The organism is Listeria immobilis (assembly GCF_014322765.1).
Lineage (GTDB): Bacteria > Bacillota > Bacilli > Lactobacillales > Listeriaceae > Listeria > Listeria immobilis.
In genome coordinates, this window is sequence record NZ_JAASTZ010000002.1 from 166,752 (window position 1) to 190,468 (window position 23,717).

28 protein-coding genes and 1 pseudogene are annotated in these 23,717 nt (G+C 34.9%); 19 read left to right on the top strand and 10 right to left on the bottom strand.

Annotation, left to right across the window (positions count from 1 at the left end; translation table 11 throughout):
- Window positions 1-52: 52 nt before the first annotated feature.
- The 3 genes from HCJ50_RS02045 to HCJ50_RS02055 all read left to right on the top strand — a co-directional run bounded on the left by HCJ50_RS02045 (window position 53) and on the right by HCJ50_RS02055 (window position 1,785).
- Window positions 53-424, top strand: coding sequence for an iron chaperone (locus HCJ50_RS02045; RefSeq protein WP_185345959.1), 372 nt, complete (start codon window positions 53-55; stop codon window positions 422-424).
- 92 nt (window positions 425-516) lie between these two features.
- The gene (locus tag HCJ50_RS02050) at window positions 517-885 is read left to right on the top strand and encodes a hypothetical protein (RefSeq protein ID WP_185345957.1); all 369 of its coding nucleotides are present in this window, start codon (window positions 517-519) and stop codon (window positions 883-885) included.
- Between the two features lie 192 nt (window positions 886-1,077).
- Window positions 1,078-1,785 carry a hypothetical protein gene (locus HCJ50_RS02055; protein WP_185346049.1) on the top strand — a complete coding sequence of 236 codons (708 nt, stop codon included), beginning with the start codon at window positions 1,078-1,080 and terminating at the stop codon, window positions 1,783-1,785.
- Window positions 1,786-1,829: 44 nt separating this feature from the next.
- Here the strand turns inward: HCJ50_RS02055 and HCJ50_RS02060 are convergent.
- Window positions 1,830-1,994: pseudogene (locus HCJ50_RS02060) on the bottom strand (low temperature requirement protein A); the annotation flags it as partial.
- 129 nt (window positions 1,995-2,123) lie between these two features.
- On the opposite strand from HCJ50_RS02060, the gene HCJ50_RS02065 reads away from it, so the two are divergent.
- The 4 genes from HCJ50_RS02065 to HCJ50_RS02080 all read left to right on the top strand — a co-directional run bounded on the left by HCJ50_RS02065 (window position 2,124) and on the right by HCJ50_RS02080 (window position 4,637).
- Window positions 2,124-2,786 carry a uracil-DNA glycosylase gene (locus HCJ50_RS02065; RefSeq protein ID WP_185345955.1) on the top strand — a complete coding sequence of 221 codons (663 nt, stop codon included), beginning with the start codon at window positions 2,124-2,126 and terminating at the stop codon, window positions 2,784-2,786.
- A gap of 146 nt (window positions 2,787-2,932) precedes the next feature.
- Window positions 2,933-3,238, top strand: a complete 306-nt coding sequence (locus tag HCJ50_RS02070; RefSeq protein ID WP_185345953.1) for an NfeD family protein — start codon at window positions 2,933-2,935, stop codon at window positions 3,236-3,238.
- Window positions 3,235-4,173, top strand: coding sequence for a flotillin-like protein FloA (gene floA, locus HCJ50_RS02075; RefSeq protein WP_185395460.1), 939 nt, complete (start codon window positions 3,235-3,237; stop codon window positions 4,171-4,173). Before HCJ50_RS02070 ends, floA begins: the two co-directional genes overlap by 4 nt.
- Window positions 4,174-4,208: 35 nt before the next feature.
- The gene (locus tag HCJ50_RS02080) at window positions 4,209-4,637 is read left to right on the top strand and encodes a hypothetical protein (RefSeq protein WP_185345949.1); all 429 of its coding nucleotides are present in this window, start codon (window positions 4,209-4,211) and stop codon (window positions 4,635-4,637) included.
- Between the two features lie 48 nt (window positions 4,638-4,685).
- Here HCJ50_RS02080 and HCJ50_RS02085 read toward each other — a convergent pair whose 3' ends face one another.
- From HCJ50_RS02085 to HCJ50_RS02100, 4 genes are all read right to left on the bottom strand, one after another.
- Window positions 4,686-5,528: a polysaccharide deacetylase family protein gene (locus HCJ50_RS02085; protein WP_185345947.1), complete on the bottom strand. Its 843-nt coding sequence runs from the start codon at window positions 5,526-5,528 to the stop codon at window positions 4,686-4,688.
- Between the two features lie 13 nt (window positions 5,529-5,541).
- Window positions 5,542-6,390 (bottom strand): DUF3298 and DUF4163 domain-containing protein, encoded by an 849-nt coding sequence (locus HCJ50_RS02090; protein ID WP_185345945.1) that lies wholly within the window; start codon window positions 6,388-6,390, stop codon window positions 5,542-5,544.
- The gene (locus HCJ50_RS02095) at window positions 6,383-6,886 is read right to left on the bottom strand and encodes an RNA polymerase sigma factor (protein ID WP_185345943.1); all 504 of its coding nucleotides are present in this window, start codon (window positions 6,884-6,886) and stop codon (window positions 6,383-6,385) included. Before HCJ50_RS02095 ends, HCJ50_RS02090 begins: the two co-directional genes overlap by 8 nt.
- 219 nt (window positions 6,887-7,105) lie before the next feature.
- Complete coding sequence (locus tag HCJ50_RS02100; protein ID WP_185345941.1) at window positions 7,106-7,738, bottom strand: Crp/Fnr family transcriptional regulator; 633 nt, start codon at window positions 7,736-7,738, stop codon at window positions 7,106-7,108.
- 306 nt (window positions 7,739-8,044) lie between these two features.
- Here HCJ50_RS02100 and HCJ50_RS02105 point away from each other — a divergent pair, with 306 nt between their 5' ends.
- Window positions 8,045-8,728 (top strand): NlpC/P60 family protein, encoded by a 684-nt coding sequence (locus HCJ50_RS02105; RefSeq protein ID WP_185345939.1) that lies wholly within the window; start codon window positions 8,045-8,047, stop codon window positions 8,726-8,728.
- A gap of 186 nt (window positions 8,729-8,914) precedes the next feature.
- Window positions 8,915-9,340, top strand: coding sequence for a GNAT family N-acetyltransferase (locus tag HCJ50_RS02110; protein ID WP_185345937.1), 426 nt, complete (start codon window positions 8,915-8,917; stop codon window positions 9,338-9,340).
- Between the two features lie 6 nt (window positions 9,341-9,346).
- Here HCJ50_RS02110 and proC read toward each other — a convergent pair whose 3' ends face one another.
- Window positions 9,347-10,147 carry a pyrroline-5-carboxylate reductase gene (gene proC, locus HCJ50_RS02115; protein ID WP_185345935.1) on the bottom strand — a complete coding sequence of 267 codons (801 nt, stop codon included), beginning with the start codon at window positions 10,145-10,147 and terminating at the stop codon, window positions 9,347-9,349.
- Between the two features lie 312 nt (window positions 10,148-10,459).
- On the opposite strand from proC, the gene HCJ50_RS02120 reads away from it, so the two are divergent.
- The 7 genes from HCJ50_RS02120 (at window position 10,460) to HCJ50_RS02150 (ending at window position 14,462) form a co-directional block, all read left to right on the top strand.
- Window positions 10,460-10,942: an SRPBCC domain-containing protein gene (locus HCJ50_RS02120; protein ID WP_185345933.1), complete on the top strand. Its 483-nt coding sequence runs from the start codon at window positions 10,460-10,462 to the stop codon at window positions 10,940-10,942.
- Window positions 10,943-11,256: 314 nt separating this feature from the next.
- On the top strand, window positions 11,257-11,673 hold the full coding sequence (locus HCJ50_RS02125; protein ID WP_185345931.1) for a DUF4064 domain-containing protein: 417 nt from the start codon (window positions 11,257-11,259) through the stop codon (window positions 11,671-11,673).
- Window positions 11,664-12,062: a hypothetical protein gene (locus tag HCJ50_RS02130; RefSeq protein ID WP_185345929.1), complete on the top strand. Its 399-nt coding sequence runs from the start codon at window positions 11,664-11,666 to the stop codon at window positions 12,060-12,062. Before HCJ50_RS02125 ends, HCJ50_RS02130 begins: the two co-directional genes overlap by 10 nt.
- A 104-nt stretch (window positions 12,063-12,166) precedes the next feature.
- On the top strand, window positions 12,167-13,174 hold the full coding sequence (locus HCJ50_RS02135; RefSeq protein WP_185345927.1) for an inorganic phosphate transporter: 1,008 nt from the start codon (window positions 12,167-12,169) through the stop codon (window positions 13,172-13,174).
- Window positions 13,175-13,189: 15 nt separating this feature from the next.
- Entirely contained in the window at window positions 13,190-13,570 is a 381-nt protein-coding gene (locus tag HCJ50_RS02140; RefSeq protein WP_185345925.1) for a VOC family protein, read from the top strand.
- A 64-nt stretch (window positions 13,571-13,634) separates the two neighbouring features.
- Window positions 13,635-14,027 carry a DUF1149 family protein gene (locus HCJ50_RS02145; protein WP_185345924.1) on the top strand — a complete coding sequence of 131 codons (393 nt, stop codon included), beginning with the start codon at window positions 13,635-13,637 and terminating at the stop codon, window positions 14,025-14,027.
- Between the two features lie 12 nt (window positions 14,028-14,039).
- Window positions 14,040-14,462 (top strand): NusG domain II-containing protein, encoded by a 423-nt coding sequence (locus HCJ50_RS02150; RefSeq protein ID WP_185345922.1) that lies wholly within the window; start codon window positions 14,040-14,042, stop codon window positions 14,460-14,462.
- A 65-nt stretch (window positions 14,463-14,527) separates the two neighbouring features.
- Here the strand turns inward: HCJ50_RS02150 and ppsA are convergent, their stop codons facing one another.
- Window positions 14,528-17,128, bottom strand: coding sequence for a phosphoenolpyruvate synthase (gene ppsA, locus HCJ50_RS02155; RefSeq protein ID WP_185345920.1), 2,601 nt, complete (start codon window positions 17,126-17,128; stop codon window positions 14,528-14,530).
- Window positions 17,129-17,328: 200 nt separating this feature from the next.
- Window positions 17,329-18,237: a hypothetical protein gene (locus HCJ50_RS02160; protein ID WP_311769588.1), complete on the bottom strand. Its 909-nt coding sequence runs from the start codon at window positions 18,235-18,237 to the stop codon at window positions 17,329-17,331.
- Window positions 18,238-18,664: 427 nt separating this feature from the next.
- On the opposite strand from HCJ50_RS02160, the gene HCJ50_RS02165 reads away from it, so the two are divergent.
- The 3 genes from HCJ50_RS02165 (at window position 18,665) to HCJ50_RS02175 (ending at window position 21,323) form a co-directional block, all read left to right on the top strand.
- Complete coding sequence (locus HCJ50_RS02165) at window positions 18,665-18,844, top strand: hypothetical protein (protein WP_185345916.1); 180 nt, start codon at window positions 18,665-18,667, stop codon at window positions 18,842-18,844.
- A 26-nt stretch (window positions 18,845-18,870) separates the two neighbouring features.
- The gene (locus tag HCJ50_RS02170) at window positions 18,871-19,680 is read left to right on the top strand and encodes a ZIP family metal transporter (protein ID WP_185345914.1); all 810 of its coding nucleotides are present in this window, start codon (window positions 18,871-18,873) and stop codon (window positions 19,678-19,680) included.
- Between the two features lie 260 nt (window positions 19,681-19,940).
- Entirely contained in the window at window positions 19,941-21,323 is a 1,383-nt protein-coding gene (locus HCJ50_RS02175; RefSeq protein WP_185345912.1) for a polysaccharide deacetylase family protein, read from the top strand.
- A gap of 129 nt (window positions 21,324-21,452) precedes the next feature.
- Here the strand turns inward: HCJ50_RS02175 and HCJ50_RS02180 are convergent, their stop codons facing one another.
- Together HCJ50_RS02180 and HCJ50_RS02185 are read right to left on the bottom strand one after the other, a co-directional pair.
- A complete protein-coding gene (locus HCJ50_RS02180) occupies window positions 21,453-22,223 on the bottom strand; it encodes an endonuclease/exonuclease/phosphatase family protein (protein ID WP_185345910.1) in 771 nt (256 codons plus the stop codon).
- Between the two features lie 16 nt (window positions 22,224-22,239).
- Window positions 22,240-23,520 carry a module of peptide synthetase gene (locus HCJ50_RS02185; protein WP_185345908.1) on the bottom strand — a complete coding sequence of 427 codons (1,281 nt, stop codon included), beginning with the start codon at window positions 23,518-23,520 and terminating at the stop codon, window positions 22,240-22,242.
- Window positions 23,521-23,717: the final 197 nt, after the last annotated feature.

The window sequence follows — 23,717 nt, forward strand, 5'->3', positions numbered from 1 at the left end:
TTTCTATATAATGGGAGTAAGTAAAAGACGAGTTTTGATAGGAGGAAGCAATATGGAAGTTTTTGCAGAATATTTGGCTGGGATTGAAAACCCTGACCATCGTGAGCGTACAAAAGAAGTTTTAACATGGGTTACGGAAAATTTTCCAACTTTAAAACCAGAAATCAAATGGAACACACCAATGTTTTCGAATAATGGAACTTTCATTCTTGGCATTTCTGTTGCAAAACAGCATATGAGCATTTCCCCAGAAGTAGCTGGAATTGAGCGCTTTGAAGAAGACATTAAGCAAGCTGGATATGGCTATACAAAAGGACTATTTAAAATCACTTGGGCAAAACCAGTTGATTATAGTTTAATAGAAAAAATTATTCAGTTTAACATACAAGATAAAGCAAATTACACCAGCTTTTGGCGTATTTAAAAGATTTAGTTACTTTTGTCATCTAGCAAACGCAGATATTTTATGCCATAATAAATAAGCTAATATGGATTTTATTAAAAGAGTGGTGTAAAATGCGGATTTTTTGTGGAATTATGTCAATCCAAGCTGGCTTTATCGGAGGACTTGCCGAAATTTTTAGTCCGGATAGCAAGAAAATCAACCTATTTATGATACCAGACAATCTAGCATCCTCATCCGGGTACTTAATGTCATTTGCAATGATAGTAGCCGGAATCCTAATCATCTGCGCTTATCGAAACGATTTTTTAATTTTTATGGCGCTGATATTATGGTTATTTGGACTAATTTTCGGACTAATTTTCACCCCAAGTTTTTCCGGCTTTTATTTCCGCCCGATTGTTTGTTTAATAAGCTTTTTGATAGGGTTGTTTATTTTTACGGATTATACGAGACATAGGGATAGTTGGGAGGAGAGGTGAGCGAGGAGCTTGCTTCTTTTTTTGTTTTTTCATAAAAAATATTGAGAGAAATTAATGTTTCGGGAATTAATTTTTAGATAATTTCAAAAATAAACATTTTTTTATGGTATTTGTGCTTAAGGAACAAGTTTTTATGCGAATTATATTATCTTTTTGTGTATAATATGGGAAAAGGTTCTAGGAGGTTTTATATTGATTTTAACCATTATAGTAATAGGTTTAATTTTTTTTATTTGGGTTATTTACTCAGAAAAAAGCAAGAAAGAATTAGAACGGAAAATTAAAGAGGACGAGGAGATTGATTATAAGAATGAGTTAGAGTTATTTAAAGTAGATAAAAATGGAATAGATTATCTAGTAGCTACATGTATGGTTTATCAGCAAAATAAAAAGCGCGTAATTAGAAGTTTTTTTGTTCCAGGTAATATTATAAACTGGAATGATGTTCAATGGGAGGTTATTTCTACCCCAGAATATGAGCATGAGGAGAAAAATGGTAATACAAAATATGAAAGAATAGTAAATAAATATCTTGTTAAAGTGCGTTATATTAGTAAATTAAGTGGAAAACAAGAGATTATTAATAATTATGGGATTATTAGCGAAATCAATGATTCTAAATTTTATAGCAGTAATTTACATATTGATAATCAGGTTGAAGTAAATAAAGAACTGATAAAAAAAATAGATGAATTATTGCAAATGGATTCTAAAAATAATGAAATTCTAGATTTAAAGAAAGAATTGAGACTTCTAAAATATGAGATTTTAAATAATGAAGTTAATAATGAGGAAATTCCAAATTTAATTGACAAAATGAAGAAACTTTCTGAAACTGCTGCGCCATTTGCTTCTCTGTTATGTGCAATAATAGATTTAGCACAAAAGGTTATAAAGTAATTTTTATAGAGGCATTTTTTAGCAGAAATGAGTGTGTTGTTTTGAAACATAGAAGTAAAAAGTTCCTTAAGTAAATATTCACCAAAATAAACCGCCGTTTTATCCGGATGATTATTGATACTTAACAATAGGTGGGTAGTAGAAGCCACCGCGGTAACAAATGTCAAATCAAAAAACAATTCTAGCCAAGAAACTTTTCGTTCTTTCATCTCTCCACCTCATTTGTTTCTCTTTACCCAAAATGAAAAATAGAAATCCTCTGAACTTTTGACAGCGGCTTCCATCCATAAGTATAATGGAATGACATACGCAAATTTTATTGCTAGGGGGGGATGAAAATGGTAAAAACTTGGGATGAATTTCTGAAGCAAGAAGCTACCAAACCATATTTTATTGATTTAATGAAGGAAGTCGCGGATGCTAGGGCAAAAGGAAACGTTTATCCATCAGAAGAAGACATGTTTTCCTGTTTCCGCTTATGTCCATATGATAAAGTCAAAGTCGTCATTCTAGGCCAAGATCCATACCACGGACCAGGACAAGCACATGGACTCAGCTTCTCCGTCCAAAAAGGAGTGCGGATTCCGCCAAGCCTCCGAAACATCTACAAAGAACTAAAAACCGACCTAGATATCGAACCAGCTGACCACGGACATCTTGCTAAATGGGCCAAACAAGGCGTGCTGCTGATGAACACTAGCTGGAGTGTGGAAGAAGGTAAAGCAGGGAGTCACAAAAAATTAGGCTGGGCGACGTTTACTGAACATGTACTTGAAGAATTAAATAACTATGAAAAGCCATTAGTATTTATTTTATGGGGAAATCATGCTATTAAAGCCGCAAGTGGAATCACTAATCCGAAGCATTTACTAATTGAAGGCGTTCACCCATCCCCACTCGCAGCAAGTCGCGGATTTTTCGGAAGTAAACCGTTTTCAAAAACAAATGATTTCCTAGAAAAAGCTGGAAGAACCCCGATTAATTGGGATTTAAATGAATAAAAAATAACTGGCTTGTATTTTTTATGAAAAAATGAAAAAATTTAAATATTTCTCATCGAAAGCTTTTTACATAAGGTTTCATTCGTGTTATGGTTATTACAGGAGAAAGTAAAAATTTAAAAAAGTTCCTAAAGAAGGTGACTGGATTGAAGCATAATTTTACAGAAGATGACTTTGTATATGGAGAATCATGGGGACTCGTACATCGAGGAGTTTTAGAAGACAAGGAAATCGAACGAATGAAAGCGTTACGAGATAAAGTAGTCGGCAAAAAGGGCGTAGCTGCAACAACACTAAAACCAATTGGTAGTGTCAAAATAGATGGAGAAGTCTATGAAGCGCGCTTGAAAACAGGGTATTTGGAAGTGGGCAAACCAATAATTGCCGTAGCTATTGATTTTGGATATGTGTTAGTAAATGAAGATATACAAGAGGAGGAAAAAGGACAATGATTGGACCAATTATTATTGCAGCATTAATTATCATCTTTTTAATCGTATTTTTCACTTTAGTACCAGTGGGGTTATGGATTAGTGCTTTATCTGCACGTGTACCAGTGGGACTAGGAATATTAATAGGGATGAGATTGCGTCGTGTTGTACCATCTCGTGTTGTAAAACCTTTAATCAAAGCTGTAAAAGCAGGTCTTGATTTAGAAGTAAACCAATTAGAAAGTCACTATTTAGCTGGTGGGGATGTGGATAACACTGTTGATGCGTTAATCGCTGCACACCGCGCAAATATTGAATTAGATTTTAGTCGTGCAGCAGCAATTGATCTAGCTGGACGTGATGTACTTGAAGCAGTGCAAACTTCTGTAACACCAAAAGTTATTCGTACTCCTGAATTTACTGGTGTGGCTAGAAATGGTGTAGAAGTAAAAGTTATTACACAAATTACCGTGCAGTCCAATATTGAACGTATTGTTGGGGGTGCTGGTGAAGATACGGTTATCGCTCGTGTCGGGGAAGCCGTAGTATCTACAGTTGGTGAAACTGGAGAACACACAGATGTACTTGAAAATCCAAATAGTATCTCGAAAAACGTCCAAGAACAAGGACTTGGAGATGGTACAGCTTATACTATTTTATCGATTGATATTGCTGAAATGCGTATTGGAGACAATATTAAAGCAAAATTAGACATCGAAAAAGCGAACGCAGACATGGAAGTTGCTCAAGCAGCCGCATCGAAACGTAAAGCAGAAGCGATTGCTCTAGAACAAGAAAACAGAGCAGCCGTAGTAGCCGCAGAAGCAGAAGTGCCACGTGCCTTGTCTCGTGCTTTAGAAGAAGGAAATCTTGGTGTAATGGATTACTACAAAATGGAAAATGTACAATCAGATACAGCAATGCGTGAATCGATTGCAAATGAAGACGAAAAATAAACCTCGATCTTTTTACAAGAAAGAAGGTGTTTTAAGTGGATTGGAATAGTTTTATTGAAGGCGGCTGGGAAAGTATTGTTGTTGTCTTAGGGATACTTGGTTTTATCATTAGTATGTTTAGTAAATCAGGTTCTGAATCTAAGGAGAGAGCCAAAAATGCTGCCTCTACACCAAAACACACCCATTCGCAAACTACTAAAAAGCCGGCGAAGCGAAATGTATCACAAGGGACTTTTACACAAAAAGAACAACAAAATAAAGTGCTAGCAAAACAACAAGTGATACTACAAAATTCGCTTAAAGAAGCCGAGCGAGAAGCAAGACGTAAGAAACAAGTGAAGCCGGTACAAAGTAGTAGATCGCAAAGTTATAAGCGTAGTAGAAAAATACGTGGAAGTTTGCAAGAAGCTATTATTACTAAAGAAATATTAGATAAGCCGGTGTCATTACGAAAAGACCGTTAAAAAACAGTGGTTCCTCGAATTTCGAGAGCCACTGTTTTTTTGCGCAAATTAGTCTTTAAAAATTTCTGTGAAAGGTGTTTTTTCATAATAAGCATCAAATCGGTAACCTTTGTCTTTAAGTTGTTTAATAATGGTTGGTAGTGCTTGGAGAGTATTTTTTCTTTCGTGAAATAAGATGACTAAAGGTTCGTTACTTTGTTCTAAGTTTTTTACTTGGGTCATAACAGACTGGATAACACTCTCTGCATTGTCTTTGTAGCGCCAATCGTTGCTATCTACATTCCAATCAAGCATTTTAAATCCTTTTTGTTTTACGTTCTGATACTCGCTATCTGTTAAATAAGTACTGCCATAAGGTGCGCGAATTAAGTTGGTGGTAACCCCGGTTTTATTTTGAATAGCTGTTTTTAAGCGTTCCATCTCAGGGATAAATGTGGGGTTAGTATCTCGATAAAGTAGCTTTGCATCATGAGAGTAGCTATGTAGCCCAATGCTATGTCCGGATTTAACCAAAGTAGAAGCTGTTTCTTTATTCATTTGCTCTAAACTATTTCCTACAAAAAAGAATGTCGCCGGAGCTTCTGCTTTATTTAAAATGGAAATAAATTCATTTAAATAAGTGGTAGGTCCATCATCAAAAGTTAGAAAAACCGTTTTTCCGTCTAATTTCACTGGTTGATCGATTTTTTTAGGTTTTAGTTTATCGGTTATTTCTTTTGTGACAAATTGCTTGGCAGGTGGTGCTTTCACAGGATATTCACTAGAAGCGTTGGTGTTATCGACAAACACAAAACTTTTTATTACAAGAATTACGCTAAGGAGGCAAATTGGGATTAGGCAAATTAGAAAAAATATCAGCAGGTTTCGTTTGTTTGTTTTTCTTTTTTTCATGGTGTATTCTCCTTTATTTTATAAATGTATTATTTTTAAGGCTGCTTTGAATAGCGCTAGTAGGAATTTCAAAGTCGATGGTTCCCATAAAGCCAGGTGCGATTTCAAACTTGTTAAATGAAATAACTAATTTGTTTTGTGCATTAATATAAAAGCGTTTTTCTAGGTTTTTGGAAGAAAAAGATGGCTCCCATTCATTAACATCCCAGTAAATTATTTCGGGATTTGCTTCCATTCGTGCATGTGTTTGTGAGAGAATATTTTCTTTAATTAATTTTACATAATCATCATTTTTAAATAGATTATGTAGTTTTAGGATGGTTTGATTTTTTTTATCTAAATTAAGATAACTATTTTCTGTGTAACTGTCTGCCCGAGTTTTTTCTGTGGTTAAACGAATAGTAAGAAGGTTAGCGGTATTAGTTATTTCTTTAAAATCACTAGAAGTTTGGATATTTTCATTTCCACTTTCCACAAAGGCTTTATATTCTTTCAAAAGTTCTTCGCCTGTATTAATATAAGTATTATTAATTCGTTTTTGTAGTTCGATTTCGTCTAGGCCTTGAATCTTAGGTATTTTTAGAGAAATTTCTGTTTTAGCTGTTTGTTCTTTATGTTCAGAACCAACAAAAACCTGAACAATATTTTTTATAATTGGCACTTGCATCATTGCTTGAGCAACAGCCGTATTAGTTGAGATAGTGATGATAAATATCGCTATGCCGATTACTATGGTTGATATAATGCTTCTTTTAATAGAAAAAATCCGTTTCTGTGTTTTTTTATGCAAAGATTGTTGGATTACTCTATCTAGTTCATTGGGAATTGGTGTGTTTTTATAGTTTTGTCGCAATTTATTCATCGTGATTCAACTCCTCATTGTTGAGAGTTTGACGAAGTAACTTAATAGCTTTATAAAGTCTCGTCTTTGTTGTGCTTAAATTTCGGTTGATAATGTAAGAGATATCTTCCAAACTTAAGTCTTCAAAATAACGTAAGACAATCACTGTTTTATATTTTATTGGTAATTTCTCAAGCTGGATTTGTAGATCGATATTTTCATAGTTATCTTCCACCAACCCATGTAAGGAAATGAGATTATCTTGATTCATAACAATTAATTTTTTTCTTTTTCGAAGGAAATCAATCGATGTGCGCACAACGATTTTGTAAAACCAACTCTTCAGGGAGTCTTTATTTTTAACAGTATGTAAACTGATAAGTGCTTTTTGAATAGAATCTTGTATAATATCGAGTGCATCTGCTTCTGTCTTTACGTAACTAAATGCTAAACGATAGAAATCTGCTTTATTCTCCGTAATACAATCTACGAAATAATCTTGCATAGCTTTATTCATATTATGGTGCTCCTCTCACTATCCATATAATAGACGAATAACCCCGACAAAAAGTTTGTTTTTATTTAAAAAAATTTTGTAGCAAGCAAAAATGGGGAAAGCATGCCTGGTGTTACATTAAATATAATCTATTTTTGAATAAATGAACATAACAAAAAAAGGCACTATTTCCGCAAATGTTTTTGGGAATAGTACCTTTTAAAATTGAGTAAAAATAATTTAAATAGCTATTGATTTAACAAATACTTTCTCGTTTTTCCGTTTCACTAGGCTTTTTTCTTCTAAAGTTTCTAATTTGTTATATAAGTTTTTCCGAGACATGGAACCGTATTGAGCCATTTTTGTTTTATTTAAGAAGGTTGGTACTTCATAGTAATCTTTTGTAGTTTCTTCGGGTTTTGTTTTTTCGCATACTCGTTGTAATGTATAAACAATACGTTCGTCAGCAGGTAAATCGTGTTTCATCAATTCGAAACAAAGAGCGGATGTATTAGAAAGCACTGATTTTAATAACCACTCCATATAAGATACTTTGTTAGCTGCAAAATTTAAAAAGTATTCGCGATCAACAAAAATGATTTTGGCATTTTCGTCACAAACTAGTTTCAGTTGCATATCGACATTTAAATCAAAAGGAGATAAAAAGACAATATCACCAGCAGTGAAAAATTGTAAGATTTGTGAATTTTGATTTTCTAGGTGTAGGATTCCTTTTTCAAGAATTAAGAAATGTTTTAATAAATGACTATTTTCTAAAGTCGTACCTTCTGATAATGTATCATAGGTTACCCAGTCGTTGTCAGCTTTATTACTTTCCAAGTCTTCTAAAATTAATTCTAAATTTTTTTCCATAATTTCCTCACCTATCCTTATACATAGATTAACATTCTAGAATGAGAGTCAATCAGTAAAAGTATAAGAATTAAATGAAATTCTACGAAGAAATTCTGTGAAGTAGATGAGAAACTTATATTTTTGTAAGAGGTTTTTAAAACGTTTGTTACTTTGATACTATAATATTAAAAAGAAAATAATCATAAATTTTGCTTCATTTGAAAAATAAAACTGTTACATAATAACGCGAAGTTTTAAAGTGGTTGTTGTATAACTGTAACATTGAGTTGGTATGCTAGCATTATATAAAAAGGGGTGCGTGTATTGAAAATAATAGCAACGAGAAGAAAGATTTTTTTTGTGTGGATAGCTTTAATGATTTCTTTTACAGTACTATTTCTACCGACAAATAATGCATTTGCAGCGACAACTTACAAGATGACAACTACGGCCGATGTAAATATTCGCACAGCTGATAACACAAAAGGGAAGGTTATCGGATTTTACAAAAAAGGCACGACGGTTACTTTTACTGCAAAAACTAAAAATAATTGGTATAAAACAACATTTAAAGGCAAGACTGGTTATGTCTCAGGGAAATGTGTAACTACATATAAAGCTCCTGTCGCTGTGACACAAAGTTTTGCTTCTCTAAATAATGAAGCAAAAAAACATATTGGTAAACGCTATAAAATGGGTGCGACTGGTCCAAGTTGCTTCGACTGTTCTGGTTATACACAGTATGTTTATTCTAAAGGGATTAAGAAGTCCATTCCTCGTACCGCGAAACAACAGTATGCATCTGCCAAGAAAATTAAAGCAAGTGAATTAAAAAATGGCGATTTAGTTTTCTTTAATTATGGTAAAGGGATTGCTCATGTTGGTATTTATGTTGGGAATGGAAAGATGCTTAATGCACAAAACAATGGAGTTAAATATGACACTATCAAATCTGGCTACTGGAAAAAATATATTGCTGGTTATGGTCGTGTAACAAATTTAAAATAAATGATAAAACATCACTTGGTTATAGTGAAGTTTGAACTGTAGACAAAATGAGAAATCAATTTATCTACAGTTTTTTTGTCTTTTAATAAGGGTATTTATATAAAATAACATCGTAAAATGCTTTCGTAACATCAATAAAAGCGCGAAGTTACTAAGAAATTAAAACAGAGGCAAGGAGGAATGGAGATGGCGTTTCAAATAAAAGAATTACCGTTTGAGGAAGTTGGAGCAAAGGTAGCAGAGGGGTTGCTGGATCATAAGGAACGACTTGGTTATGATATACCAAAAAGTGATATGATACCTGTTAGTTTTGCGATATTAAATGATGCTTTAGAAATGGTTGGCGGGGTTACAGCAAAAATTAGCTATGGAGAATTACATATCTCACTACTTTCAGTGGATAAAAAAGTTCAAGGACATGGTTTGGGAACGGCGTTAATGAATAAGATAGAGACATACGCGAAAATGCACCATTGTCATCATATAACAGTAACAACATTTAGTTACCAAGCTCCGGAATTTTATAAAAAATGCGGATATACGGAGCTTGGCCGAGTTCAGGATTTCCCTTTAAAAGGAGTAGAAAAGTATTATTTTGTTAAATATTTATAAATCAACTTACATAGAACTATTTTTTAATGCAGCTGCTTGAACAGCATTTATTACAGCTGAACGAAAGCCGTTATCTTCAAGTGATTTTACAGCTTCAATCGTTGTTCCACCAGGAGAGGTTACCATATCTTTTAATTTTCCAGGGTGTTCCCCGGTTTCGAGAACCATTTTTGCGGCACCTAGAACAGCTTGTGCAGCGAATTTATAAGCTTTATCACGTGGTAAGCCATTCTGGACAGCGCCGTCTGCTAAAGCTTCTATAAACATATAGACATAAGCAGGCGAAGAACCACTTACGCCAACAACGGCATCAATCAAACTTTCCGGAACGACTTCTGCTTTACCAAAACTTGTAAAAATTTTAGAAACGATAGCTGTTTCTTCAGCAGTTACACTTGCGCTAGGCGAAATGGAGGACATACCTTCGCCAACTAGTGCAGGTGTATTTGGCATGACACGAACAATTTTAGTTTCTGAAGTAGTTAGCTGTTCTAAATCAGCAATCGTTACCCCAGCAGCTACTGAAATAATTAGTTTATTTGGAGTAAGCTTTTCTTTTATAGTAGTTAGTACCTCAGAAATGGTATATGGTTTGACAGACAAAATAATAATATCAGCTTGTTCCGCTAAATATTGTGCGTTAGTCGTTAGCTGGATGTCGTTAAATTCTGTTTCAAGTGGCTGTAATTTCTCCATATTTCTACCACAGACAAATAAGTTTTTTTGATCTATAAAAGCCGTTTTTGCAAGACCGCGAATCATTGCTGTCCCCATATTTCCTGCACCGATAAACCCAATTTTAGTCATACTGTAATTCGCCCCAATCAATCTTTTTTTTCTATTATCTCATGTTGTCCGGTTTTGTCCAATATTGGATGATTTTCATAAGAAAAAAACTTTTGCTAAATATCAATAATTAAGTGTAGCTAAAAGGTGACTAATCAAACAACTACAGTTTTATCTGTTTTTGAAATGGAAGTTTCGGTCGCCACTATTCATTTAGCTGTTTTTTTGATGTTCATAGATGCTCAATTAAAGGTTCATTAAAGCCTAATCTTTCTTTTTGCGATAATGACCAAACTATGCGAAAATAAAAGCAAATTGCTAGGGGTGATTTGTATGAAAGAAAGTATTGAAAAGCATGTTGGAAAACCTACAAAAGTTAGCTTCGAACTAGAGATAAATGCACCAGCTGCAAGTGTTTTTTCGTTATTAACTACAAATGATGGATTAGCTCAGTGGTTTAATGAACTAGAAATAGGTGAATCTGGACCTAGCGGACATCTGCTTTTTGTGATGACGCCAGAAGAAAAAATAACCATGCCGATTTTAGCATGGGAAACGGACAGAATAGTGAGTTTTGAATGGGATGAAGATAATGTTACTTTTGAATTATCTAAATTAGCAAAAAATAAAACACTAGTGACTTTCACCGAACAACTTCAAACAATTACCGAGCATACCCCAAGAGACGTGGCAGGCTGGCATATTTGCTTGAAGAAATTACAATCGGTAGCCGAGGGAAGCGACTACGATTTTGATCAAACTGAGTTCGAGTCACTTTTTTCAAAGTATCAAAAAGCATTAAAGAGCGCTATATAAAATAATAATGTCAAGCCTTAAATAAAGCGAAACTAGTTTTATTTAAGGCTTTTTTGGCTGGAACTAAAAAGTGGTTATGTTTAAAAATGAAATATAAGTATGACTTGAAGAAAATACATTTTTCGGAATGATAATACCTACAAATAACTCAATCTAAAGTAATAATTCAGCTTAAAAAGAAATAGTTCACTTTTAATACTATTAGCAAATGGCTTTTTTCGTGAATTTTTCGTGAATTTTTACACTTTTCCATTTGGTCAAGCATGATTTCGTGGTACACTATAGGGAGAATAGTTAAACAAATGGAGGATTTAATGAATAGACAAACAGAATTTATTTTACTAATTATTGGTGCATCATTTAGCATTCTAACTTTTTTCGGAGCTGCTTTATACGCTGTTGTATTTGGATTTAGCACTTTTTTGATGTACGCGGAGCCTTATTCCTATAGCAGTGGTGAAGATACATTTGTGGCTGGGTTATTTACTTTCTTTGCAGTTGTAGCTGCATTGTTCGCTGTAGTTTCTGCAGTTTTCGGTTTTATCGGTGCATTTAAAATTAAGAATAACCATGCAAAAGTAAAGACTTTTGGAACATGTTTTATTGTTCTAGGTGGATTACAAATTTTCACGATTTCAGGAATTTTATTTTTAATCGCTGGAATATTAACAGTTAGCAAAAAGGAATATAAAACAAATTATAAAGAAGATGAGGGGATAAAATGGGAGTAGGAGTACTTTTTCCAATATTGATAATATTTGTGATGATACTTAGCTTAGCTGCAAAAGCGCTTTTAGCTATTTGGGTTTATAAAGACGCTGAACAACGTGGAATGAATGCAATTCTTTGGTGTCTACTTATGGTTTTCGTCAATGTGTTTATTATATTGGTAATCTATCTAATCGTTCGTAGAAAAGGCGAAGTAATGAAGAAAAACCTGGGATTACTAATCAGTGGGATTGGAATAGCAGTTGTTAATACGCTGTTGGTAATTATTTGTTTTGTTGGTCTAATCTTCTTTATCGCAAACGATGGAGGTATGCACAATATGATGGACGGCTATAATTATGATGATGATTATCATTTCGATGATAGCTATGACTATGATGAAGACTTTTAAAATATTACTTAGAATCTGTTGCTAAGATAAGAACAGGTTCTTTTTATTTTTATGATAAAAGGGTATATAGTACAAAAAGGAATTTCGACAAGGGGAACTGCTGAATGGATACAGTTATTTTAATTACGATTATTATCGTGTTTATGGGATTAGCGTTTGATTTTATTAATGGTTTTCATGATATTGCGAATGCTGTTGCTACAAGTATTTCGACAAGAGCTTTAAAACCACGTGTAGCAATAGGATTAGCAGCAATTATGAATTTTCTTGGAGCGATTTCTTTTACCGGGGTAGCAGAATCATTAACGAAAAGTATTGTGGATCCGTTCTCTCTCAATAATGGGGAGTTCGTCGTGCTTTGCGGGCTTATAGCAGCGGTCATTTGGAATTTGATGACTTGGGTTGTAGGTATGCCTAGTAGTTCCTCACATGCGCTTATTGGTGCGATTGCAGGTGCTTCAATTGCTTCTGCCAGCAGTTTTAGTGTACTTAATTGGGCTGGATTTACAACAATTATCATCGCGCTTATTGTATCGCCAATTATTGGTTTTACAGTCGGATATTTGATTTATTCTTTATTTAAAAATTTATTTCACGATAAAAAATTAGGAAAAATGAATCGCCGTTTTCGTTTTATTCAAATTGGGACGGCGGCTCTGCAAGCTTATTGGCATGGGACGAATGATGCTCAAAAAACGATGGGGATTATCACACTAGCTTTGGTTACAAGTGGGTTGTTAAAAGAATCTGCAGGTATACCTTTTTGGGTACAATTGAGTTGTGCTGCTGCGATGGCGATTGGATCATCAGTTGGTGGTTACCGTATTATCAAAACAGTTGGAACAAAAATAATGAAAATCACCCCAGTTACAGGAGTTGCTTCAGATTTAAGTTCTCTCACAGTTATTATGACCGCAACGTTAATTCATTTGCCTGTTAGTACCACACAAGTAATTGATAGTTCGATTATGGGAGTTGGAACAGCTAACCATAAAAAAGAAGTGAATTGGCGGACAGGGAAGAATATGGTGGTGACTTGGTTTATTACATTACCACTAGCGGGACTTTTAGCGGCCGTGGTTTACTGGGTTTCCGCAGCGATTTTCTTATAAAAAGGAGGTTTATGTATGAAAATAGAACATATTGCATTATGGACTAGAGATATAGAAAAAATGAAATCATTCTATGTTACATACTTTGGAGCAACAGCAAATGCCAAATACGAAAATAAGACAAAAGGATTTATATCTTATTTTTTAACATTTGAAACAGGGGCGCGTCTTGAAATAATGAAACGAACAGATATAGTAGATGGAGTAGCAGCTGAAAAATTAGGTTGGGCTCATATAGCGATTGCAACAGAGTCAAAAGCGGCGGTTGACGAGCTAACAGAAAAACTAAGAGCGGCAGGGTTTGAAGTTTTAGGAGAAGCAAGGACTACAGGAGATGGCTACTACGAAAGCGTTATTGCGGATCCAGAAGGAAATCGAGTGGAAATCACTTGCTAAAATGAATTGTCACAAATTAAAATATCCTGTAGTATAAAGATATACATTATAATGAGGTGAATTTGTGGATATAGTAACGAATAAAATTATCGTAGAAAAATATAACTTTGAAACAATTTTGGAAGAAAATGGACAAATCGAAAATAAAATTGAATTAGAAGTCCATGAAGTAGAACCAATTGGTGGAAACGATGAACTAATGGCGAAAGGGAAAATTTTTAAGATAACTATTCCTTTTGTATTAGTACTTGAAAAGTTTCGGATAGATGGTAGAATCAGCCGTATTGTCCAAGTGAAAGATTATTTTGGTCAGTTTTCAGATTTAGCTATTCCAGATGTAGAAGGATTATCTAACCCATTAATTGATTATATCAAGCGCTTAACGTACGATGTGACGGAAATTGCGTTTGATGAGCCAGGGATTAGTCTTGATTTTAACGCTAATCATAAGAGCTAGTTAGGAGAGGAAATGCGTCAATATATGAAAATGGTTCGCCCATTTGATGTTATTATTATCACTATACTAATATTGGGCTCATTTTTACCATTAATACTTTTTACTGCTGCTGAAGCAAAGACGGCTAGCGATGAAGTTATTGCGATTGTTTCGCAAGACGGAAAAGTTATTCGGAAGATCACATTAACAGGTCATAAAGGAAACGAACAATTTACCATTAAGGGAAAAGGCGCTCAGTATAATTTGATGGAAGTGGACGATGAACGAATCCGAATTAAAGAGGATAACAGTCCCGATCAAGTTGGTGTGATGATGGGCTGGAAATCCAAACCTGGGGATACAATTGTTTGTTTACCGCATAAAGTTTTTGTGGAAATTAAATCAACAGCTAAAGAAAGTAACGATCCAGATACGGATTTAATTGTACCAAATTAGGAAAATCCTTTTAGCTAAGGGAACAAAAGCCCCGTGATCTCAAATAGAAATCACGGGGCTTTTGGTTAGTTAAGTATCTCAATATAGCCGTCTGTCCCATTTACGCGTATCAGCTGTCCATCTGATATTATCTTGGTTGCATTTTCCACACCAACCACTGCCGGCAAACCATACTCGCGGGCAATTACTGCGCCATGTGTCATTAGTCCGCCAACTTCAGTAATAAGTCCTTTTATAGAGACGAATGTAGGTGTCCAGCTTGGATCGGTAAAGGCAGTAACTAAAATATCGCCAGGTTCTAAATCTGCATGCTCCATATCTAAAATAACTCGAGCGCGACCTTCAATAACTCCTGAAGAAACAGGTAAACCAAGAATAGCATTTTCTGGGAGATTGTCCCGGCTATATTCACCTCTGATAATCTCGCCATCTGAAGTAATAATGCGTGGAGGAGTTAGTTTTTCAAAAGAGGAAAAATCTGTTTTACGAGTAATTATAAGCGAATAGTCAACTTGATTTGTACGGATAACTTCATGCAGTTCTTCAAAATAAAGGAAATAAATATCTTCTTTTTCTTTTATCACACCACTATCTACAAGTTGTTCGGCAGCTCGCAGTAATGCTTTTTTATAGATGAAATAGCGATTTATCATACCGTATTTTGGATATTCTCGGTAACCAATAAAATGACGCAAAATAGTTATTTTTTCTTTTGTTTCAGCAGCTTTTTGTTCACCATCAGGTAGCAGCTTTAGCCGACCTAATATCTCTTCTGCTTTGTTTTTTGCTGCTATTTCCCCTTGCTCAAATTTCTTTTTGCTCGCATTAGGCTCGAAGTTTTTCATGTTACTTAGAATCAATGGAATGAGCGTCATAGGGTTTTCTATCCAGCGAGTTTTCGTTAAGTCAATTTCTCCAGGGCAGCGCATGCCATATTTTTTTAAATATGCTTCGATAGCTGTTTTTGCTTCATTACCACCAACTATTGTATCAAGTTTATCTAAAAAGTTCGGATCATTTGTATTCTCCAAGTAGTTTATCACGGCTGGGTAGGGGCGAATGGCATCTGCAACATCTAATAATTCTAAGCCCATTTGTGAAGTAATGTTATTTGGCGCTGATTCGGACAAAGTGTCAGCTACATTTTTTTCGGAGAGCCATTTATTGATATGTTCATTTAACCAAGCGGAAGCATCCATTCCAGCCATAATTGCATCAATACTAATAGGGTTGAAGAGGACATTTTTTAATTCTTGAATATCGTCTAAAATAAAATCAAATAAATCGGCGCCATTTTTTGTTTGGATAGCTTGATTTAATTTTTTTAAGGATGCTTCACTTTGCGCTATTAATTCTGAGATAACAGCTACATCGGGAACGCTGCGGTTAGCTAATTTTACGGGTGAAGGGGTAGGGCTGTTGGTGCTATCTTCGGCTTGCATTTTGATAAAATTCTCACGAGAAACAATGGTGTGAAGAGCATCTTTCATAAGTGGGTCTGATTGTCCAAGCGAATTTACCATAATATCTCTCGTTGCAGGAGAAGAGAGGCTTTTAGTAATGTCGACAAATAATCTACCGCCAGCTGGATGCATTGAGGCAGGAGTTGTCATTAAATAAAAAGATAATCCAAGCGGCTTCATTGCATCTGTCATCATTTGTTGATGGGCTACAGAAACATAAACATGATTTTCTTGATCTTTCATTTCTGGGACTGGATAAAGTGTGGTGATTGGCCGACTTTGAACAATATAAAAAGTATCACTCACTAAACACCATTCAATATCTTGGGGTTTGCCAAAATGTGCCTCTATTTTTCTGCCAATACTAGCTAATTGTAATATTTGTTGGTCTGTTAATGCTTGTGCTGTTTGCTCGTTTTTTTCAAGTTGGCGAGTTTCAGTTCCGCCTTGATTTAATCCATAAATAGCTAACTTTTTCGTAGAGATAATTTTTTCGATGATTTTATTATTTTGCACTTTATAGGAGTCGGCAGAGACTATCCCCGAAACGAGTGCTTCACCTAGGCCGAAACTAGCGTCAATAGAGAGTGTTTTTCGATTGGATGTGATTGGGTCAGCTGTAAATAAAATTCCAGATGCTTGAGGAAAAACCATTTTTTGAATTACAACAGCTAGATAAACTTTGCTATGATCGAAGTTATTTTGAATTCGATAAGTAATTGCTCGTTCCGTAAACAAAGATGCCCAACATTTGCTAATATATCGGAGTATTTCGTGCTCTCCGATAATATTTAAGTACGTATCATATTGTCCGGCAAAAGAGGCGTAGGAAAGGTCTTCCGCAGTCGCACTAGAACGAACGGCAAAAGCATCATTTGCGCTATAATTCAAAAGAAATTGGCTTACTTCTGTTGAAATAATCTTTGGAATGGGCAGCGTTTCTATGAGATTCTGAATAGAAATACTAATTTTGGAGATTTTCTTTTTATCATTTGCATTTAGAGGAGCTAGTTGTTTTAGTAAATCTTGAAATTCGTTATTTTCTATTAATGTCTTTTTATATGCTTCTGTAGTTAGGCAAAATCCTGGTGGGACAGAAATTCCAGTGATTTTTGAGCATTCTCCTAAATTCTTTCCTTTTCCTCCTACAAGTACTTCATTTGTTTTATTAATTTCTTGAAATCCTAAGACATATGGTTTCATTTAATCTCCTCCAATTCTTTTGAAAAATAATTCTTGACTAAAATAGACTCCACAAGGTATAATTAAAATAGGGATTACTTTAGACAAAAATAATAATTCGTATACATCTAACTAAATTTACCATAAATAGCGCTATTTTTCAATAATAAATGTAGATAAAAAGCCAAAATTCTTTAAATAGAATTTTGGCTTTTGTTTTATTATTGTTCAAATTTGCATAATGTTAGGCCACGAGACTGAGCGTCGGATACGGTTACGGCAGTTTCACCATTGGAATTATTTAAACCGCGACAATTTTGATCATAATGGTATCTTTTGCCGTGTTCGGTAATATAAACCATCTGTCCTTGTTCGTTACTAGTATCTGGCTTTGCGGCAGCTCTTTCAGCAGCGACACGTTTATCCTCTGCCGCTTTTTTCTCTGCTGCTATTTTTGCGGCTTCTTCGGCAGCTTTCTTATCGGCAGCTATTTTTGCTTCCGCTGCACGCTTCTCTTCTGCAATACGCTGTTGTTCTTCCGCTGCAATACGCTCTTTCTCAATTCGTTCATTTTCGGCTTTTTCAGCAGCGATACGTTCTTCCTCTGCTTTAGCAGCAAGCTTCGTTTCATAACCTTCACTTACTTCCAAAGAAAGAGTCTGTTCTTTGGTTTTGCCATCAATAGTAATTGAAAGTAGGGCTTCACTTGGGTGGTCAAATTCGTTAAGTGAAATACTAAATGCCCCTTTATCATCTGCTGTGGTGCTAGATTCTGGGCTATCTTCTAAAACAAGTTTAACTTCTGCTCCAGGGTTCGTTTTTCCTTCAATAACGATTGTACCATTATCATCTGTTGTAAATGATTTTTCTGCTTTTAAAAGTGTTTTTACAGCTTCTTTTTTTGTTTTTTCTGATTTCGTTTTTTCCTCTTGTTTTGGTTTCTCGGTCGCGGCTTCATCTTCTGCGCTTGGAATAATTCCTACCCCAATAATAATTGCTAAAATAGAACTAAGTATAACAATTTGTGTTTTTTTACGCGGCCAAATTCCTCTTTTAGAACGTCTAATCCCAAATATTAGTACACCTATCCCTGCTAAAAACAGCAATGTTCCTAATCCCGTCATATTAATCTCCCTCTCCCTTTTTTGTCTATCATATTCATTATAGTATGATTGCTCATTAATACACAAGATAAACCGGAAATAAATACTTAATTTTTTATACGTTCAGCTAATGAACTGAATAAAATGCCACAGAAAAGTGTGAAAATAATAAAAATAGTTACAGATTTTAACCATAGTTCACTAGAAAAAAAGCTACTATTTATAGAAAAAAAGGATAGAACAGGACCGATAAAGGCAAAAAGAAAGGTGATGGGAATAGAGCGAAAGGCGGATTTAGCAATATATTTAAAGGTTTTTTCGATAGTAATCTTCCTCTCTTTTAAAGTTTCCAAAAGAAGTATACTATAAAAAGTTCCAAAATAGTACTCTCTTGAATATTCTTCACGATTGCTTTATCATAAAGAAAAGATAAGTGTTTTGGAGGTGTGGAAATATGACAAAACCAATAGAGGAATGGAGCGCTAAAGCGGAAAAAGCTGCTCGGAAAACTGGTGAAGTTGCAGGGACAGTTGCAAAAGTATCTGTTTATGGTTCCATTTGGGCTGTAAAAGCTGGTGTCCACAAATCTCGGACATTTGTACAAGGATTCAAAAACGGTTGGTCTGGTAAATAAAACCATGGGAAAAGGGAGAAAGTGAATTGTTAAATTACTTATCATCATTAAACCCAGTACTGCTGGCGCTACTTGCTGGTATCTTTACGTGGGCATGTACTGCGGCTGGAGCATCATTAGTATTTTTCTTCAAAAATCTTAATAAAAAATGGGGCAATGTGATGCTTGGATTTGCTGCTGGTGTTATGCTGGCTGCTAGTTTTTGGTCACTTCTTGCACCTGCAATAGAAATGAGTGCTGATTGGGGTAAGTTTTCTTTTGTACCAGCGCTGATTGGGTTTCTATTAGGTGGTATTTTCTTGCGTGTTATTGATAGGATTATTCCACATTTACATTTTGGCTTTCCAGAACAATCAAAAGAGGGACCGAAAACATCTCTTAGAAAAAGTATTTTATTAGTTTTATCCATTACTATTCATAACATTCCAGAAGGTGCAGCAGTTGGTGTAGCTTTTGGGGCAGTGATAACAGGAGATACGGAAACATTAATTACAGCAATTGTGTTAGCGCTTGGTATTGGTATTCAAAACTTCCCTGAAGGTGCGGCTGTTTCGATTCCACTGCGCGGAGAAGGATTATCTCGCGGGAAAAGTTTTTGGTATGGACAATTGTCAGCGGTAGTCGAACCGATTTTTGCTGTCATTGGAGCAGTGTTAGTGGTTTTTGTAACACCTATTTTACCATATGCACTTGCATTTGCAGCTGGGGCGATGATTTTTGTTATCGTAGAGGAATTAATACCTGAATCTCAAGTAGAAGGTTCGGCCGATTTAGCAACCGCGGCGACAATGGCAGGATTTGCTGTGATGATGATCTTAGACGTAGCACTTGGATAGAATTTATCTAAGTGTTTTTTTATGACTAAATTTATATTTGCGGATTAAGCGTATTTAATGTAAAATCAATAGTGAAACATTTCACAATAAGCTAGTTTTCAGGTATATTCCTGTGACTATACATTCGACACGGAAAAAAGCTCCCACTTTATCCGTGTCTTTTTTGGTACTTTTAGCCTATTTTTAAACGATTATTTTTTACTGTATAATTGTCATATAAGAAAAGCTGGGGAAGGCGATTCTTAGATGAGGTGTCTACTGTGCGAATCAGATGGTTTAGATTATCAGTAGCAGCTATTTTCCTTATTATTATACTTGTAGTTGGAATGAAAGAATTTCAAAAATATCAATTTACAAAGTCTCGTAATAAAGTAATAGCGCAAATGGATAAGCTAATGGCAGAAAAAAATGGCAGTGAATTTCGCCGTTTGGAAAAGGTGAAAGATGGAGTCGAAATAATTTCTTATATTCCTAAAACTGCTACAAAAGAAGATAACAAAACTATTCAAAATGAAGTGAATGAAGCCATCGACAAAGCGCAACTTGAAAAGGCAGAAATTATTTTTTATACTTTTCAAAAGCGGAAATTGGTTAAAAACGCAGTATCTTATAAAGTGGAGCAATATGAGTATGTTAAAGAAGGTCAAACAAAACTATCGCTCCAAAACGAAAAAGATATATGCAAAAATTTAGTAACGGATGCTGAAACAGGCAACTTACTAACACTTGAAAATGTTCTACAAAAGAGTGATGAAACAAAAGTAAAAATCAAAACAGCTGTAGAGCAAGAACTTATTAAATCAGGGGACATTCCTTTAAAAGACATTGGGGTTTTAGGGGAAGTTAAGAGTATAGCTAAATGGACAGATACAAATTTTGGGCTAACGGATACAGAATTAATTTTACCGATTGAAGTACCTGGATATTTAAAAATTAAAAAGGTTAATTTAAAATTAGCTGATATTGCGGATTTGGTCAATAAACGTTATTTACCAGCTGATATTAAAGTTCCGGCTACACCAAAAGCAAAAGCAGGCAAAAAAATTGCGCTTACTTTTGACGATGGTCCAAGTGCTTCAGTAACACCTAAAGTACTTGAAACATTGAAACGCAATAAGGTTAAAGCAACTTTCTTTGTACTCGGCTCCCAAGCGTTACAAAATCCGGGATTAGTAAAACGTGAATTAAATGACGGTCACCAAGTTGGAAGTCATTCATGGGATCATCCACAACTTACAAAGCTCTCTAAAAAAGAAGTGTATGATCAAGTTTTGAAAACGCAAAAAGTCATTTTTGATCAAACTGGGTATTTTCCAACAACAGTCCGCCCGCCTTATGGTGCGGTAAACAAAGAAGTAGCCGAAGAAATGGGTCTTCCGATAATTCAGTGGTCAGTTGATACAGAAGATTGGAAGAACAAAAACCCGAAAATTATCACATCAAAAATCATGGCAAGTGCTTCAGATGGTGCGATTGTGTTAATGCACGATATTCATTCAACGACAGAAGCGAGTCTTGATAAAACCATCAAACTGCTAAAAAAACAAGGTTATCAATTTGTCACTATTAATGAGTTGTTTAGTGAAAAATTACAAGTTGGAAAGCAATACTTCGATGAAAGTGAAGCGAGGATAGTAAAATAATTTTATTTTGTTTAATTTGAACGTAGACAATGTGTTAAGTCATTTTGTCTGCGTTTTTGTTTTAAATGTTCTTAAGATGACTAAATTAATGAGTTAAATAATGGAGAAATTTCCGGTATGGTAATGAAGCTATTTCCAATCCACAAGGGCTGTTACTGGAAAATGATCAGAAGCGGAAAATCCGTTCACTTCATCTATAATTGTTTCATAAGTGATAACCTGAAAAGCATTGGAAACAAAGATATAGTCGATTCGCTGCAACTGATTTTCCGGGCGACGGGGATTAAAGTCATGGAAGCTGCCATTTGGACCGATAGCCGGAGTTTTAGCTATTAATTTTGCATCCTGATATTTTTCAATAATGTGCTGGTAAGTTAAAGTGGTGGGCTGGCTGTTTAAATCACCAAGTAATATTAGTGGCGCTCCTTCTGAAATTTGCTCAGCTCGTTGTAATAAAAATTGAATGGCAAATAATCGAGCTTCTTCCGATACATGGTCTAAATGAGTGTTAAAGACAAAAAATTGTTTTCCGTCGTTATCTGCTAATTTCCCCCAAACACAAATTCGTGGAAACATAGCGGTGGCATAAATGGAAGGAACATCAGGCGTTTCTGAAAGCCAAAAATGACCGCTCTCTAATAAAGTGAAACGATTAGAATTATAAAAAACAGCAGTAAATTCACCTTTTTCAAGTCCATCTTCACGACCAACACCAAAATAATCCCAGTTAAGCATTTTCTGAATATCAAGCATTTGCTGCAAAACTGGTTCTTCAACCCCTATAATGTCCCAGTGATATTTTTTTAGTAATGAGTTAAGTAGTGGCTTACGTATTTTCCAACTCTTTTTTTGGTCAGAAGTATCATCAAAACGAATATTAAAACTAGTTACATGAAACATTATTTATCCTCCTTTTTTAGGATACTGATTTTATTGCAAGCAATTCGTGGATTACTTTATCCAAAAAATCTTTTTGCCATTCGTGATCATTTGTTGTCCCGTGTAAATTTGTACTAAGAGTAAGTTCTCCACGAAAAGTAGTTGCTGCAACTTGAAAAAATGGTGCATATTTTAACGAGCCACAAATGAAGCAATCCGTTAAATAGCTATTTTTAAAGTGGAGTTTTTCTTCATCAATGATTCCGATGTTGGTGAAGCTGGTTGTTGGAATAGAATATAATTTTCCAGAAGCTTTTTTTGCAAAGGAATAGCTTTTTTGTTTAAAAATAAATTCTAATAAATAATAAATTCGTAAGGGGCTTAAGCTGTTTTTTTGAGAGTTAAGTGATTTTTTCACTACTTGAAGAGCTTTTTCAAAAGAAGCTAAATCATCACTCGCGTCAATTTGGCATGTGATGTTGGCGGTTAGGTTGGTAATTCCCTGACTCGTTTTATTTGGTAAATATTTACGCAAATCAGTCGGGCAATCAATCGACATAGCGTGCTGTCCAGTTGTTTGTTGGGTGGTTCGGGTCATTGCAGCAAAAAGAACATCATTAACAGTTGCATCGTGCTGTTTAGCATAGGTAATAACTGCCGGAAAATCAGTTTTTGAAAGTTTTGTCCAAATGATTTTTGGGTTTTCTGGGTCGCCTTGAAGTGGGAACGTTGGGTTGTTAATCGTTTTTTTGTCAGATGCATCGGTTAAAATTTTTCGTTTCTCTTTCCGTGAAAACTGATCAAAAACTTGTTTTAATTTCCGAGAGCCTAAACTTAAATTGGCTTGATAAGATGGATTAACTAACAAGGCAGAATAAAGCGCACTCAATAAGTACAAATATTCTTTAAAACCGGCGCCATCAGCAAGCATGTGATTCATAATAATTACAAGTTGATCAGCTGTCTTAGTTCGCACAATAGTGAAGCGGATTTGCGGCCCATTTTCGGTAGATAATTTTTTAACGAGTGCACGATTTACTTCCATTTCTGGATTAGTAGTTTCAATAAGAAAAACGAGGTCATCAGCAGAAAAAACACTTTCTTGCCAAAACGCTCCTTTTTTTGTTTCTTTAAAATGACAGAGAAGTAGGGGGAGTTTTTTCGTAGACATTAGGACAGCTTTTTTTAAAGTGGTAAGATTTAAATGACTATCAAATGTAAGAACCGTATGTAAGTGATGATCGTTTTTCATTTTCTCACCAGAAATATAGTGTTTAATATCAGAAGGTTCAGCCGGGTATTTCATGATTTTCACCAATGAATTTCCTCCTTTCTTCGGTTGGAATAGTTGTTAATAGTTTCCCTGAATAAGACGGAGCGAAACCAATTGGTGATTTAAAATAGTACAGCTGACTTTGTTTAGAAACGAGTAAATGATTTATACACAAAGTTATTAGAAACGCTGAATTTTGAATGGTGGGATATAAAAAAGATTGGGACTCGCAAATAAGAGAG

Coding starts and splice junctions, on each gene's coding strand:
- HCJ50_RS02045 (WP_185345959.1), top strand. CDS start 53: ATGGAAGTTTTTGCAGAATATTTGGCTGGGATTGAAAACCCTGACCAT.
- HCJ50_RS02050 (WP_185345957.1), top strand. CDS start 517: ATGCGGATTTTTTGTGGAATTATGTCAATCCAAGCTGGCTTTATCGGA.
- HCJ50_RS02065 (WP_185345955.1), top strand. CDS start 2,124: ATGGTAAAAACTTGGGATGAATTTCTGAAGCAAGAAGCTACCAAACCA.
- floA (WP_185395460.1), top strand. CDS start 3,235: ATGATTGGACCAATTATTATTGCAGCATTAATTATCATCTTTTTAATC.
- HCJ50_RS02085 (WP_185345947.1), bottom strand. CDS start 5,528: ATGAAAAAAAGAAAAACAAACAAACGAAACCTGCTGATATTTTTTCTA.
- HCJ50_RS02090 (WP_185345945.1), bottom strand. CDS start 6,390: ATGAATAAATTGCGACAAAACTATAAAAACACACCAATTCCCAATGAA.
- HCJ50_RS02095 (WP_185345943.1), bottom strand. CDS start 6,886: ATGAATAAAGCTATGCAAGATTATTTCGTAGATTGTATTACGGAGAAT.
- HCJ50_RS02100 (WP_185345941.1), bottom strand. CDS start 7,738: ATGGAAAAAAATTTAGAATTAATTTTAGAAGACTTGGAAAGTAATAAA.
- HCJ50_RS02110 (WP_185345937.1), top strand. CDS start 8,915: ATGGCGTTTCAAATAAAAGAATTACCGTTTGAGGAAGTTGGAGCAAAG.
- proC (WP_185345935.1), bottom strand. CDS start 10,147: ATGACTAAAATTGGGTTTATCGGTGCAGGAAATATGGGGACAGCAATG.
- HCJ50_RS02120 (WP_185345933.1), top strand. CDS start 10,460: ATGAAAGAAAGTATTGAAAAGCATGTTGGAAAACCTACAAAAGTTAGC.
- HCJ50_RS02125 (WP_185345931.1), top strand. CDS start 11,257: ATGAATAGACAAACAGAATTTATTTTACTAATTATTGGTGCATCATTT.
- HCJ50_RS02130 (WP_185345929.1), top strand. CDS start 11,664: ATGGGAGTAGGAGTACTTTTTCCAATATTGATAATATTTGTGATGATA.
- HCJ50_RS02135 (WP_185345927.1), top strand. CDS start 12,167: ATGGATACAGTTATTTTAATTACGATTATTATCGTGTTTATGGGATTA.
- HCJ50_RS02140 (WP_185345925.1), top strand. CDS start 13,190: ATGAAAATAGAACATATTGCATTATGGACTAGAGATATAGAAAAAATG.
- HCJ50_RS02150 (WP_185345922.1), top strand. CDS start 14,040: ATGCGTCAATATATGAAAATGGTTCGCCCATTTGATGTTATTATTATC.
- ppsA (WP_185345920.1), bottom strand. CDS start 17,128: ATGAAACCATATGTCTTAGGATTTCAAGAAATTAATAAAACAAATGAA.
- HCJ50_RS02165 (WP_185345916.1), top strand. CDS start 18,665: ATGACAAAACCAATAGAGGAATGGAGCGCTAAAGCGGAAAAAGCTGCT.
- HCJ50_RS02180 (WP_185345910.1), bottom strand. CDS start 22,223: ATGTTTCATGTAACTAGTTTTAATATTCGTTTTGATGATACTTCTGAC.